The following is a 12778-nucleotide window of genomic DNA, read 5'->3' as shown; positions in this document are numbered from 1 at the left end:
GCTGTCATGGATCTCGCACAAATGATTACCCAGTTCGCGAACACTTTCGCGGTCGCCCTTTGGCGATTCCTCTGGGTATTGGGGATTCTCGTCGGCACGGTCTACGCGGGATCAGCGTTGATGCGGCTGCAGAGAGCATCCCGTCTGCCAGGTTCAAGTCCAGTAACGGTGGGGGACATTGTCCCACTGCTGATCATTGCTGCGCTGATGGCGAATTTGTCTCGTTTTATCAACGCTGCTTGGACGTCATTCGGGTCCGGCACCGTCAGTTACGGGCCAATTGCCTACAGCGGTGCTGCGGAGTTCGGGCGCTTCGCCGAAGCGATCAACTCTGTGCTGACTCTCGCGAGCGTTTTCGGTGGTGTGATGTTCTTCAAAGGCGTGTTGCTGTTGAAAAAAGCTACCGTCGACGGGCAGTCGAACCAGGGGGCTGACGATGTGGTATGGCGTGCCCTCACGCACATGATTTTCGGTTCCTTCCTGGTGCAAATTCCGGATGTGATTGACGCTGCCCGGGCTTCTCTGGGCCTTGTTTGGTGAAACTTAAAAAAGGGGATGTATCGATGAAAATTAACCCAATGGAATACACCATTGACCTGGGCCGTAAGGCTCAAATTGGTCTGCAAACCTGGTGCGATAAACACACTGCGGATCCGGCTCAACGGCGGATCATGCTAACCACGGCTGCGATAACTTTCGGTGCGTTGGCATTCTCCACGGGAGCAGCTGCTGATGGGGAAGGTATGGCTGGGATGCTCAGCACCGGCGCGACCCAGGCTGACTCGGGAACGAATAGCCTGGCAAAAATCTTTAAATTTCTGGGCTTCGGCGGTGCCGCCTATGGCGGTTTCAACTGGTGGAAAAAAGGCCAGGACGGCGCGCGCAGTGACATCAAGGCGACCCAGATCTTCATCCCGATCCTTGCCGGTGCAGGAATTGGCGGTATCGGGTTCCTCATGGGTAAAGCTGGTGAAACCGTGGGGATGGCGACTAGCACTTACGGTCAAGTGCCTCAGTAATCCCCCTGAGGATCGGCGGCCGCAAGGTCGCCGGGTTGGAAGCCATGAACGATCTCTCAACACAAGACCCAGCTGCAGTCGACCAGGACAAAGTCGTGCCCAAAGAAGGTTTGGGCACAGGCTTTGACAAGGCGACCTACCCAGCGCTTTTTTTCTCAACGAAGAGCCAGATTTGGGGTGATAAGTCAGGCGCTGAATGGGAGCCGGTGGAGCGGGAGTTCAAGTCAGGGGACTTGAAAAAAAAGACGCTCCTGAAAGATGGCCACCGCTGCATGTTTTGCGGCTTTCACTCAAGCCATAACCAAATCCACAACTTGACGGATAACCACCAGGACATCCGTGAGCACAACCTGCGAGCCGTTGATCATCTCTGTCATGGGTGGCAACACCTGGGCGAGTTGGGTGAAGGGAACGCTGTTATTGCTTATCTACCGGGCCTGACTGCTCAAGACGTAAACCATCTGCAGAGAACGCTGATGGTTGCGTTGCAGGCCGGGGACGAGTCGATCAAGGCCGACGCGAAAAAGTTGCTGAATTGGCTCGGTTCTCATTTCAAGTACACCGAGGACGCCTGGGGCACCTTTTCACCAGCAGTGTTCGCCAAGGCGCTTCTGCGTCAAAGCGACACCGACAAGGGCCGTCGAGAACTTGTCTTCGAGGGGCTGGCGGTCGTTTTCAACCCTGGTCCATACAGCCAGGCCGCAAATCTGTGGGCTCATGATTACCAGGTGACTTATCCAGTTGCGAAATGGGCTGACGTCTATTTCAGCGTCATGAACCCACCAGCATAAATTTTTGAGGGAAGCACGATGGGCGTTGCTAAGTTTCTTGATGGTCTTGTCGATGCCACTGAAGGCTTCCTTGCCTACATGTCTCGGTACATGGTCGGTAAAGACCTTGCGAGCTACTGTGAGCTCGCTACAGCCATTGGGCTGACCGATGAGGACATCAGTCGTAATCCGGCGTTGAAAGACCCCTATACGCTCGTTACGCACGACGGTTCTCTCCTGACGGTTTTTGACGTGCAGGGCACTTACCAGATCCTGTCCGAGGACGACTTCGACAAGCTGATCGAAAACCTTCGATTGAAAATGAGTGGCTATATGCGTGAACCCGGACACTCCTTAACGTTCGGGTTCGAGCGCGATCCCGATCGCGCGCTGGATGAGCTGATGCGCCTTGCTGAGCCACAAATCAACGCCGCTCGTCGAATGGGCATCAATACCGAAGACATCATCATCGATCGCGTGAAGCGAAACGCACCGTTGGTTGCTTGGGAGCAGAATTTGTTGGTGGTCTACACCCACGCGAGCTGCATCGGCGTTGATCTAAAGCGCGAGCGGAAGGAGCTTGAGCAAGACATCCTCAAATACGAGATGCCGCGCGTTGAGTTCGGGCAAAGTCCAGCCCAGGTGCTGATGACGTTGAAGTATCGGCACGACACAATGATTGAGCGCGTACAGAAGGATTTTGACGGCTGCGGCGCAGAAGGGCGTCCGGGCATACTGTTGAAGCAGCTGAGCGCTCATGAAGCGACCAAGCGCATACGCATCATGGTAAACCGCGAAAGGACGTCTCAAAAGTTCCGGCCGGTGTTGCCAGGTGACCGCTTTATTCCTCATGGCCGTGAGGATGAAAAAGACTTCTCTGATCTCACTGCGCCACTTGTGAATTTCCAGGTCGTGACAAATGACGTTGATACCAGGCGCTCGCTGATTGAGACCGACGATCTGTGGCACGGCAATATTGCCATGGAGCTTGGTCCCCAGAATCCGCAGCTGTTCTCCTACCTGTTCAACACTGTCGCACGGGAAATTCCGTGGCGGATCCGCATCGACCTTTCGCCAGGAGGTTTATCCGAAACCCGAGGGCGGCAGATGATGGCCGGTTTCGTTGGCATGATTGGTTCAAACAAACAGATTCGCCAATCCTTTCTGGACCTGGAGGAGCGGAGCAAGATCGACGCGATCTGCTCGATGAAAATAACGGCTTCAACGTGGTCGAGCACCGAGCGTGAAACCAAGCGTCGTATGGCAGCGTTGGAAAAGGCCATTCAAGCCTGGGGCATTTGCAATGTGACCTCGGTTCATGGGGATCCGGTGGCGGCTTGGGCTTCGACCATGCCGGGGTTCACTTTGAAAAACCCCGCGAATCGGATGGTTCCGCCTCTACCGGATGCACTGAAGATGATGCCGTTCCAGCGGCCGGCTACGCCTTGGAGCGAGGGCGGGTCTTTGGTACTCAGGACGCCGGACGGTAAAATCTACGTAGTGCAGCTTGGTAGCTCTCTCCAGGACACCTGGATCGAAGCATTGTCCGCTCCTCCAGGTTCCGGCAAATCCGTGCTGCTCAACACGATGAACAGCGCAACGATCCACCGGGCGGGCAATACTCGGCTTCCGTTGATGACGATTATCGATGTTGGGCCATCGTCTGCAGGGCTGATTAACCTGATCCGTGACTCGTTGCCTGAGCATCGCAAAAACGAAGCTATTTACATGCGCCTGCAGAACTCGGCCGAGTTTGCGGTGAATCCGGCTGATACCCAGTTGGGTGCTCGTCAGCCCACTTCTCGTGAGAAAGAATTCCTATCGGACTTTCTGACACTCTTCTGCACGGATCCGAAAACGAAATCGGCGCCGGCGGCTTGTTCTGGTGTCGTCGATAAGCTGATTGAGATTGCATACAGCAAGCGCGCAGTAGAGTCAGCGCTTACGTACGAGGATCATGTGGAACTTATCGTAGATAAGGTTCTGGATGAGTCCGGTCTACGCGCCAAACACGATGACGCGTGGTGGAGCGCTGCGACCTGGTGGGAAGTCACGGATATGCTCTTTGCTGCCGGCTACATTCGCGAAGCAGCTATCGCGCAGCGGCAGGCCGTTCCTGTATTCACTGATTTTGGGGCCTACCTATCTGACGAATCGGTCCGTCAGTTGTATGGAAGCGCGAAAACCGCTGATCAGGAGCCGGTACTTGAATACATGAACCGTTGCTTCAGTGTGGCGATCTCCAAGTACGCGCTATTCAGCGGTCGAACTCGCTTTGAGGTAAGCGGCGAAACTCGCATAATTTCGATCGATTTGAACGATGTGATTGGCTCAAAGACGCCTGAGGGCAGCGTGAGAACGGCGATCATGTACATGTTCGCTCGGCAAATGGCAGCCAAAAACTACTTCCTCCGCGAAGAGGTGGTGCTCCCGGTTGTCGCGCCGATGTATCACGAATACCACATGAAGCGGATTGCCGACGTCAAAGACGAAAAGAAGGTCATCGCTTACGACGAGTTCCACAACACCCAGGGTCAAGAGGCTTTCGTCCAAACCTGCATCAAAGATGCGAGGGAAGGGCGTAAATGGGGCATCCGCGTCGTGCTCGTTTCGCAGTACCTCTACGACTTCCCGGCGGCACTACTGGATGCCGCGACAGCGGTGTACGTCATGCGTGGCGGTAACGCTGCCGACGAAAAAGTTTTGCGTGAGGTGTTCAACATCTCCGAAGAGGCCATTCGCCGCCTGCAACGCGAAGCTACCGGTCCTGATCCGCGCCTTGGGGGTAATTTTCTCGCGCTGTTCAAAACGAAGGTCGGCTACATCGTCCAGCTGCTTACCAACACTGTTGGTCCGATCGAGCTGTGGGCCTTCTCGACAACGCTCGAGGACGTGGCGCTGCGCGATCGTTTGTACAAGCGACTCGGCGATTACGCAGCACGGAAACTTCTCGCAGAGAAATTCCCAACAGGCACAGCTCAACCGTTGATCGAACAAATGAAAATCGATGCCTCTGACAACGACGGTGCGTCCGTGGTGAGCACGTTGGCCAAGAGGCTGGCTGACGGATATCTCAATAAGCTGGCCAAGGAAATGGAGGTGGGAGCATGAGTCTGCACAATCGGAAGTTGCTTTCTGTGGCGGTGCTCGCCGCTGGCGTAGCGATGAGTAGCAACGCCAATGCTTCGATTGTTCCTGTGGTCGACGCCGTGCTGATTCAAGCGGTGGGAATGATGAACACCGCTGTTACAGGGGCCGTCAATGGCACCACTGCCGCCGTCAACTCTATGAACAGCAGCGTTACACAGTTGCTGCAGAAAATTGGTACATCAGTCAACGAAAATGGCCAGAAAATCGCCAAAACGATCGAGGCAGATGGCAAGACTCAGCGCGAGTTCGCCGTGAGCCAGGAAAAGAACCGCAAACTCGAAGAGGCGCGTCAGCGCTACTTCGTCGGTTCGAACATTTGCAGTGAGTCTGCCTCTGGCGGTGCACACGAGGTTGCTGGATCTGCTCAAGCCGCCAAGGGCGGTATGCGCCCTGGTGGTGGAGCGAAGGTGAGCAATAAGGCGATCGCTCAAGCACTGAACACCCCACCGATCGCCCCTGAAATTGATTCGTCCCGGGCGGCCAAGGTTCACGCTCAATTCTGTGATGCTGACGACTACGCGGCGTACGGTGGCTCACAGGCCTGTCCAAGCGTGTCAACCAATATGCCTGGTGCAGACAAGCGAGTTGATTCGGTGCTGTCAGGCGCTGGGGAGAATGGGAAAGCCCCTGATCTGACGTTCAACCAGGATCAGATCGACGCTGCACGCATGTACGTGCAGAACTCCACTCGTCGTTCGATCGCACCTCAGCTGAAAAAGGGTGAAGCGGACACTGTTGCCGGCAGCCAATACGTCGGCTTGATGAACCAATACAACGCGATCATCTCAGCCGCGGCGGATCCGCAGGAGCAGCGGATCGCGAACAGTCAGCCGAGCCCAGCGACGAAGGACTTGTTGAAGGAGGCGTTGATCTCTCCTGCAGCAGCTGCGTACTACAAGGAATTTGCGTCTGATACTGCCAAGAGCACCGGGATGATGTCGGCTCGGGAATTTGAAGCATTCGAGGTTGGCCGACGTTATGCCAACACCGAGTACCAGGCCGATCTGCAGGCGTTGAGTGGCGAGAACCTGCAGCGTGAGCAAATCCGTATAGCCTCTCTGAACAACTGGCTGATGTTAGGCATCAAGGACGAACTGCAGAAGTCGAACATCATCAACGGTCAGCTCCTGGCCAGTGCGGCAAGGGATGAATACACGCCAATTCTCGGGACTTTGTACAAGTCCGTGTCAGGTCGCATGGGGGGGCAGTAATGGACTTAAAGAACGCTGTAAAAGCCGGTGCCAAAGGTTCTCTCTGGACTATTTGGCACGTCATCATGCCCCTCTCTGCGATGAAGCGGACGTTGTCGCTTACAAAGCGTGAAATCGAGCGGAACAAGGAGAACTTGCAGTACCTGAAGGAGCTCAGCGCTGAGGCTAAACGAGTTCTCTCCGACGATGAGGCAAGCGATGAAGATCGACCTGGCTTGTCGTTCGAGGAAGCAATGGCTTCCCGCTCAGCTGATGCGCCGTCGATACCAGAACTATACCGGTCATTCCTGATGAAAAAGCGTTGGGCACTTGCGGCGGGAGTGTTTTTCGCTCTCACAGGGGGGTGTGCCGTCGTTGGAGGGATTGTCTTCGGGCATCCCAAGGACATATTGCTTGGGGCTCTATCGCTTCTTGTAAGCCAGCCAGTGTTCTTTATGGCCGCGCTAGGGGCGCAACTCAGGCTCTGGCAGCTTAAAACTAAGCGACTTTCAGTGCAGGAGAGAGGGAGCGTGCGCGACTTCATGTCCGACTACCGGGATTGGTTCCGACAACTGATGAATCCGGAAATCAATTGGAGCCGACAGACTCAAAAACCGAACCGATCCGATGGAAGGAACCAGTCATGAAAAGGCTAATGCGTGCTTGGCTTGCCATCATCGGCGCTGTGAGTGCATTGCCGGCAATGGCCGATTCAACGTCGTTGAGCGGTATTGCTGAAGCAGCCAAGCGCACTGGTGACAAATCCAGGGAAGCCCTGGTATCCATCTACGGCAACGTGGTCAACAACCCGCTAGCCACCGGTGGCTCAGGGGGAGGGGACACGGTGTTGGCCAGCGTGTTCCAGGTGACCAATGCTGCCTTGCTCGTGATCGGAGGCTTCTTCGCGGGCTACATGCTCTTCCGAAAGCTGACCCAATCGGCACACGACGGCGCCGTATTTGATAAACAGCGCCACATGGTGTGGGATCCGATCCGGCTTGTCTGGGGCCTTTCTGCGTTGGTACCCACGGCAAACGGTTGGGCGCTATCCCAGCTATTGATGCTGTGGGCAGCATCGTTGATGGGCGTGGGGATCGCAAACCTGGGCGTGGATGCCTCGGTGCAGGCGTTCAACGAAGGCAAGTCTATGGTTGCTCAGCCGGTGATGCCGAGCACTGTCAGCCTCGCTCGCAGCGTTTTCGAGATGAACCTGTGCATGCACTCCATCAATGCGGGACTGGCCCAGGCAGAGGCTAGCGGGGCACTTATAACGCAGGACGGGTACATTCAGCAGAACCCGACCGCTAGCGGGTTCGCCCTGAAAAACACCAGCTTTGTCTGTGGCGGGGCCGACATCAACGCATCGCTGGAGCCGCAGCCACAATCCACAAGCTGGTTCAGCGGCACGATCGACGCATCGGATATCCGCCGTGCTCATCTGACTGCGCTGCAGCAGATGCAAGCGACCCTCAATAGCGCGGCGCAGGGCTTCGTCACTGGTGTTCTGAAGAAACAGGCCGGGAGCGGATCGGTACCTGACGCAGAGATGGCGATTCAGTCCGCTTCGCAACAGTACGAAAACACCATCAGCTCGATAGCGGCCACTAAGCAGGGCAACATCGCTGAGCTCGCTTCGAAGCTGAGTAACTCCATCAAGGAAGGGGGGTGGTTGACGCTTGGTGCCTGGTACCAGACTTTTGCCCAGGCAAATACCAAACTTTCTGACGCGGTAGCCGCGAAAGCATCGGTGTACGGTATGTCGGCAGATGGCGACCCGGCAATGCTCTCTGTCCTGGGAACTACGAGTGCGGCATTTCGTGCACAGCAGTCGAGTTCTTCCTACAGCCCAACCTTGGGCACCAGTAGTTCAGGCGATTACTCAAAGGGCGCAACCGGTTCCGACGCGAGTAAGGTCATCGGCTCCGTGTTCTCGGCTCCAGGACAAAGGCTTGTTAATTACCTGATAGATGTGAATGCCGGCGGGGAGGGCAGGGGTCAGCTGAATCCGTTGATCAAGATGAAAAATCTTGGCGACTACACGATGGTTGCCGGCGAAACCGCTCTCGGTGCTTACGTAGCTGCCAAAACCTTAATCGCTGTGAAGGACGGCCTGTCCGCCGCGGGCTTGGCCGCTCGTGCAGCTAACGCGCTCACGTCGATCGGAGACGTCCTGGGAGGCGTGCTGGACGCAGTCTCTCCCTTTGTGGTCATGGCGATCATTGCGCTGTTCATTCTGGGCGGAACGCTATCGACTTATCTGCCAATGGTTCCGTTCGTGATCTGGTTTGGCGCGGCTGTCAACTGGCTGGTGGTGGTGGGTGAGGCCATTATCGGTGCACCACTCTGGGCGCTTGCCCACCTTGGCGGGGATGGGGATGGCATGGGCCAGAAGTCGGGCCATGGCTACATCTTTCTGCTGAACGTGACGGTGCGACCAATTCTCATGGTGATCGGCTTTTTCCTCGGCGGCGCCGGGGTTGTTGCCGGTGGAACGCTGCTCAACCAGATGTTCGGCATCGCGCTGGCCAACGCACAATTCGACTCTATTACTGGTCTGGTGAGTATCGTCTTCTACCTGACGATCTACTGCTCAATGTGCCTAAACCTGGTTCACAGCTGCTTCAACCTGATTTACATCGTGCCGGACCAGGTCATCAACTGGGTTGGTGGCCATGCGTCAGGCACTCTCGGCCGCGATGACAACGACAAGATGAAGAACGCGCTCAACGTCTTCGGCGCCAAGCTTGAGCAAAATATCAAGGGCGGTGGCGGCGGCGGGAAGAACGCAGGCTCTGAAAAAGAAGGTAATGGGATGAAGGCTTGATGGGTGAGGGGCTGGAAAAGATCTTCCAGCCCTTTATCAATCCCCCTTTGCGCTGTCAATATCGCGTGCTAATATCAACTCACGAGTCCGTATTATGACTACGATACAAAAGACAGCGCCACTAAGGGGACACACCATGAACACCGTTTGGTATCTGCTTCGACCATTTTACGCAGTAGGCCTGTTCCCGGTAGCGTTGCTGCTCGGGATTGTCTTGTTCAGTTCCAGCAAAGAGCCCGAGGTGACCGTGCCGGTACTTTTGGCCAGTGCCGGCTACTTTGCACTGGGTTACCTGGTGTTCTCGGTGATCCCGAAGTGGTTGAAAAGCCGCCTTCTTGACCAGGTTCACAAATGTGCGCCGGATTTCAAGGTGGATTACGAGGCTGTGTCCTCGGTATTCAACCGCTATGTCGGGTTCAACCGTGATGCGAAAAAACTGGTTTACGTCGATATCTCCGATGGAACCAGTGCCGTGCTCGATTTTCCCGACGTAAGTGCCTGGGAGGTCGAAACCAACAAAGGTAAACCTGCGTTGCTGAAGCTGATGACGTCAGTCGCGGCTCTGCCGCTGATCGGCGTGCGTTTTGATCGTCGTCAGTCGGACGATTTGATGGCCAGGCTTACAGCCTCGTTCGGCTGAAAAGATCCTGGATCATAAAGGGTAGGGGAGAAGTATGAAGATCAAGCTTGCGATGGCTGTGTTGGGATGTTCGCTACTGGGTGCTTGCGGCCAGGTTGAAAATACACCGAAAGGCGTGCGGCCTGACGTTTCGCAATCGACTAACAGTGCGGCGAAGCCAAAGGATGCTCTGCCCGAGGCGGACACTAGCGTGAGCCTCGACAGCTACGTGAGCTTGAACACTGAGGCCGGGGGATTGGTTTTGACGTATGTGCTGACCAGTCGATCGGGTGAAACACTTCCTGACTCAGAGTTGCTGAGTCGTCTATCACCGACATATTTCCAAGAACTGGACAGCTTCAGGCGCAAAGACATCGCTGATGTAGAGATGCCCAAGGTGAAGGCCAAGTTGCGTACCTACAGAGCGTCCGAGTACTACAGCTTGCCATTTGGTGGCCTAGCTCAAGATCCGTTGGCCATGAATAACGTCACGTTGGGGGCTTACGATTTCTCGGCAAAAGGCTTTCCACTGTCTAGTTACGGCGCGTCTTGCTGGGCTGGTTCCTTGCGGAATCAACAAGGGGTGTATCTGAAGACTCTCCCAGGTTCATTACCTTGCGTCCTACCTGTCAGTGATGAGAGTGCTGCACGTCAAATTGAGGCCGCGCGCGCTAAAGGCGGGTTGAGTTTGCGCGGGACCGTCTACCTGTTCGTCCAGGGCACTGCAAGAGGAACTGTTTTAACAGTTCCCGTGCACGCAAGCATTGAACTTGTAGACTCGTTTACCAATGAAGTTTTGCGCACAGTAAACCTCTAACTAACTTCTAACTTGCGTATCCCCCGTGATTATTCGCGGCGGGTTCGCTTTGCCAAAAAATGTTGTTTAACCGGAAGTTTGATTAACAGGCTGGAGGTTTACTATGCAAGAAGATAACGAACGGCTCAGTAACACTGAGGAGCAGAAGCTCGAAGCATGGTTCACCACCATGAACTCAGTGGAGTCGATCAAAGACCGACTGACGGGACTTAGCAAAGAGCAAATCTACGCTGAGTTCAAAGCGAGTGAGCTGGGTCCAGAGCAACTCGCCATCGTGCGGCAGCAACATGATGAGTTCAATCGCGAAGAGCTTCAGTTCTACGCGATCAAAAGTGCTGGCGAACGAGGTGATCCGATCCCTGAGGAAGCACAAGACAACATCAAGTTGTTACGGTACTACGAGGAAGGGTTGACCGATCGTGAAACCGATCTTCATATCAGTGTTAAGGAAGGCGCATCTGTATCCGATGATGCTTTCAGTGCAGTTCGTGAGTTGTTGGTCGCTGTTCGCGATCGCATCAGCAATTTTTCCAAATCGTTTGAAGATCCGTTCTCTACTCCTGGTTCAACTCTCCCAGACCCAACACTCAAAAACAGTGTGAACGAGCGTTACGAGGCTTTCATCTCCGTAATGGATTCTGTCGAGTCTCAACGCGAGCGTATGGCCGGCTTGACCGAAGAACAGCGATTTGCCGAGTTCGAAGCAAGCGAGCAAAGCTATGAACGCTTGTTGGATGTACGGGCCGAAAACAGCGCTTCACGTATACCCGTACCGGAAGTTGATGAAAGCTGGGTTGCCATGTTCGGCGAGTTCAATCAGCAGCATTTCAAGGATTACGTAACTCTTGAATTTAGAAACGATCCGATACGCACGGAGCTTCTCAACGAGAATGAAATCCATGATGAATACTTCGGCAGTCAGTTCGAAGATAGAAGCGAAGAGGTTTGCTTTCACAACGATCAAACAATTGAGCGACGTGTTGCTGCACGGAACGAAGTAGGTTTATCGGGGAACACTGTTGCTGAGCGCTACGAAGCATTCTCCACCGTAATGTCCTCCGTAGCATCCGAGCGCGAGCGTATGGCCGGACTGACCGAGGAACAGCGGTTCGCCGAGTTCAAAGCAAGTGAACTGGGCGCCTTTGTCCTTGCGGAAGTTCGCTCGGCGCACGATGCCTTGAGCCCTCTGACATTGCAGGTCGACACCACAACAGTGCTGCCTGACAACCTCGAAGAGTTGCTTCGCGCTGATGTGCCTGAGTCACGAGTCGACACCACAACAGTGCTGCCCGAGAACCTCGAAGAATTGCTTCGTGCTGATACTCCTGAGTTACGCGTCGACACCACGACGGTGTTACCCGACAACCTCGCAGAAATACTCCTGTCTGACGCTGATGAGATGCGATTCAACAGCTGGATGGCCGGCCAACGCGCGGAAGATCCGGAACGCACTTTACGACTGGATGACCCACAGGCACGCGCGGAATACGCCGCAAGCCTGCAGGGCGTTGATCAGCTGGCCGAAGCCAGGGCTCAGAGCGACCAGGCGTGGCGAGAAATCCGCGAATCGACGGCGGCGGCCCAGGAACGACGGTCGCTCATGACCGACGATGAAAAGCGGCTGGAATTTGCGGCTAACACGCCGCAGGAGCTGCACACGATTAAGGGCGAAATTGAGGGGGCCATTGCCGAACGTCAACTTCCGACGCCGAAGGCGGATGAGCCCCAATCCAACCTGCCAGGCCACGATCGGCTCTCGAACACCGATCAACAGAAATTCGAAGCCTGGCAGGGGGTGATGGGGTCACTCGACTCCGAGAAACCCCGTATGGCCATCCTGACAGTCGATCAGCGCCGTGCAGAGTACGAGGCCAGCCAGATCGGTCCTGAGCGTTTTCAGCAGGTACGTGCTGAACATGACCTGGTCAATGGCTTTGGAGCTGTTAAACCCGTGCCGCCAGAAAAGGGTTCGCTGGCCCATTGGGCGAATGAGTTGACCGAAGCGGCGAATAAAAACCGTCGCCCATTGAGCGGTTCGGAGTTCAAGCAAATCGTGAACTCGATCGAGAGCTGCTCGCGAGGTGCGGATATGGAAAAGGCCAAGGCGCGTGAAGTCGCGGGATTATTGGCAAAGGTTCATGGTCCTTCCGGTGAGAGTCTTTTCCGGGATCCTGAACTGCGCAATGCCTACAAGTCAGCGATTGCTCCTGATCGGAACAATCCACAGGCCGGTGTACCAGGTACTCAAGCCCCCGCGGAACAAGTTACGGAAAAAAACAACAGAACTGCCAGCCCTATGAGAATGCGATAACCGTTCAGTTAGCTACCGAGCATCAGGATTGCTCGGTAGCTAGTTAGGTATATCTCATAACGCAATGATATTACGCAT

10 protein-coding genes are annotated in these 12778 nt (G+C 55.1%); all 10 read left to right on the top strand.

Annotated features, from left to right (window positions below):
• Nucleotides 1-6 precede the first annotated feature (6 nt).
• The 10 genes from traQ to ACYZTX_RS29675 all read left to right on the top strand — a co-directional run bounded on the left by traQ (nucleotide 7) and on the right by ACYZTX_RS29675 (nucleotide 12700).
• Nucleotides 7-540: a conjugal transfer protein TraQ gene (gene traQ / locus ACYZTX_RS29720; protein WP_462037175.1), complete on the top strand. Its 534-nt coding sequence runs from the start codon at nucleotides 7-9 to the stop codon at nucleotides 538-540.
• A gap of 23 nt (nucleotides 541-563) precedes the next feature.
• Entirely contained in the window at nucleotides 564-1019 is a 456-nt protein-coding gene (locus tag ACYZTX_RS29715) for a DUF6750 family protein (protein WP_462037174.1), read from the top strand.
• Nucleotides 1020-1063: 44 nt separating this feature from the next.
• Nucleotides 1064-1810 carry an HNH endonuclease gene (locus ACYZTX_RS29710; protein ID WP_462037173.1) on the top strand — a complete coding sequence of 249 codons (747 nt, stop codon included), beginning with the start codon at nucleotides 1064-1066 and terminating at the stop codon, nucleotides 1808-1810.
• 18 nt (nucleotides 1811-1828) lie between these two features.
• Nucleotides 1829-4900 carry a hypothetical protein gene (locus tag ACYZTX_RS29705; RefSeq protein ID WP_462037172.1) on the top strand — a complete coding sequence of 1024 codons (3072 nt, stop codon included), beginning with the start codon at nucleotides 1829-1831 and terminating at the stop codon, nucleotides 4898-4900.
• Nucleotides 4897-6150 carry a conjugal transfer protein TraW gene (gene traW / locus ACYZTX_RS29700; protein ID WP_462037171.1) on the top strand — a complete coding sequence of 418 codons (1254 nt, stop codon included), beginning with the start codon at nucleotides 4897-4899 and terminating at the stop codon, nucleotides 6148-6150. The genes ACYZTX_RS29705 and traW overlap by 4 nt, the downstream gene beginning before the upstream one ends.
• Nucleotides 6150-6776 (top strand): hypothetical protein, encoded by a 627-nt coding sequence (locus ACYZTX_RS29695; RefSeq protein ID WP_462037170.1) that lies wholly within the window; start codon nucleotides 6150-6152, stop codon nucleotides 6774-6776. The genes traW and ACYZTX_RS29695 overlap by 1 nt, the downstream gene beginning before the upstream one ends.
• Nucleotides 6773-8953, top strand: a complete 2181-nt coding sequence (locus ACYZTX_RS29690; RefSeq protein ID WP_462037169.1) for a DotA/TraY family protein — start codon at nucleotides 6773-6775, stop codon at nucleotides 8951-8953. The genes ACYZTX_RS29695 and ACYZTX_RS29690 overlap by 4 nt, the downstream gene beginning before the upstream one ends.
• A gap of 136 nt (nucleotides 8954-9089) precedes the next feature.
• The gene (locus ACYZTX_RS29685; protein WP_462037168.1) at nucleotides 9090-9593 is read left to right on the top strand and encodes a hypothetical protein; all 504 of its coding nucleotides are present in this window, start codon (nucleotides 9090-9092) and stop codon (nucleotides 9591-9593) included.
• A 34-nt stretch (nucleotides 9594-9627) separates the two neighbouring features.
• Nucleotides 9628-10389, top strand: a complete 762-nt coding sequence (locus ACYZTX_RS29680; protein ID WP_462037167.1) for a hypothetical protein — start codon at nucleotides 9628-9630, stop codon at nucleotides 10387-10389.
• Between the two features lie 103 nt (nucleotides 10390-10492).
• A complete protein-coding gene (locus ACYZTX_RS29675) occupies nucleotides 10493-12700 on the top strand; it encodes a hypothetical protein (protein ID WP_462037166.1) in 2208 nt (735 codons plus the stop codon).
• Nucleotides 12701-12778 lie beyond the last annotated feature (78 nt).

Source organism: Pseudomonas sp. MDT1-17 (genome assembly GCF_054898105.1).
The sequence above is the reverse complement of the archived record's forward strand: the minus strand, read 5'-3'. Positions and strand labels throughout refer to the sequence as shown.

Coding starts and splice junctions, on each gene's coding strand:
- traQ (WP_462037175.1), top strand. CDS start 7: ATGGATCTCGCACAAATGATTACCCAGTTCGCGAACACTTTCGCGGTC.
- ACYZTX_RS29715 (WP_462037174.1), top strand. CDS start 564: ATGAAAATTAACCCAATGGAATACACCATTGACCTGGGCCGTAAGGCT.
- ACYZTX_RS29710 (WP_462037173.1), top strand. CDS start 1,064: ATGAACGATCTCTCAACACAAGACCCAGCTGCAGTCGACCAGGACAAA.
- ACYZTX_RS29705 (WP_462037172.1), top strand. CDS start 1,829: ATGGGCGTTGCTAAGTTTCTTGATGGTCTTGTCGATGCCACTGAAGGC.
- traW (WP_462037171.1), top strand. CDS start 4,897: ATGAGTCTGCACAATCGGAAGTTGCTTTCTGTGGCGGTGCTCGCCGCT.
- ACYZTX_RS29695 (WP_462037170.1), top strand. CDS start 6,150: ATGGACTTAAAGAACGCTGTAAAAGCCGGTGCCAAAGGTTCTCTCTGG.
- ACYZTX_RS29690 (WP_462037169.1), top strand. CDS start 6,773: ATGAAAAGGCTAATGCGTGCTTGGCTTGCCATCATCGGCGCTGTGAGT.
- ACYZTX_RS29685 (WP_462037168.1), top strand. CDS start 9,090: ATGAACACCGTTTGGTATCTGCTTCGACCATTTTACGCAGTAGGCCTG.
- ACYZTX_RS29680 (WP_462037167.1), top strand. CDS start 9,628: ATGAAGATCAAGCTTGCGATGGCTGTGTTGGGATGTTCGCTACTGGGT.
- ACYZTX_RS29675 (WP_462037166.1), top strand. CDS start 10,493: ATGCAAGAAGATAACGAACGGCTCAGTAACACTGAGGAGCAGAAGCTC.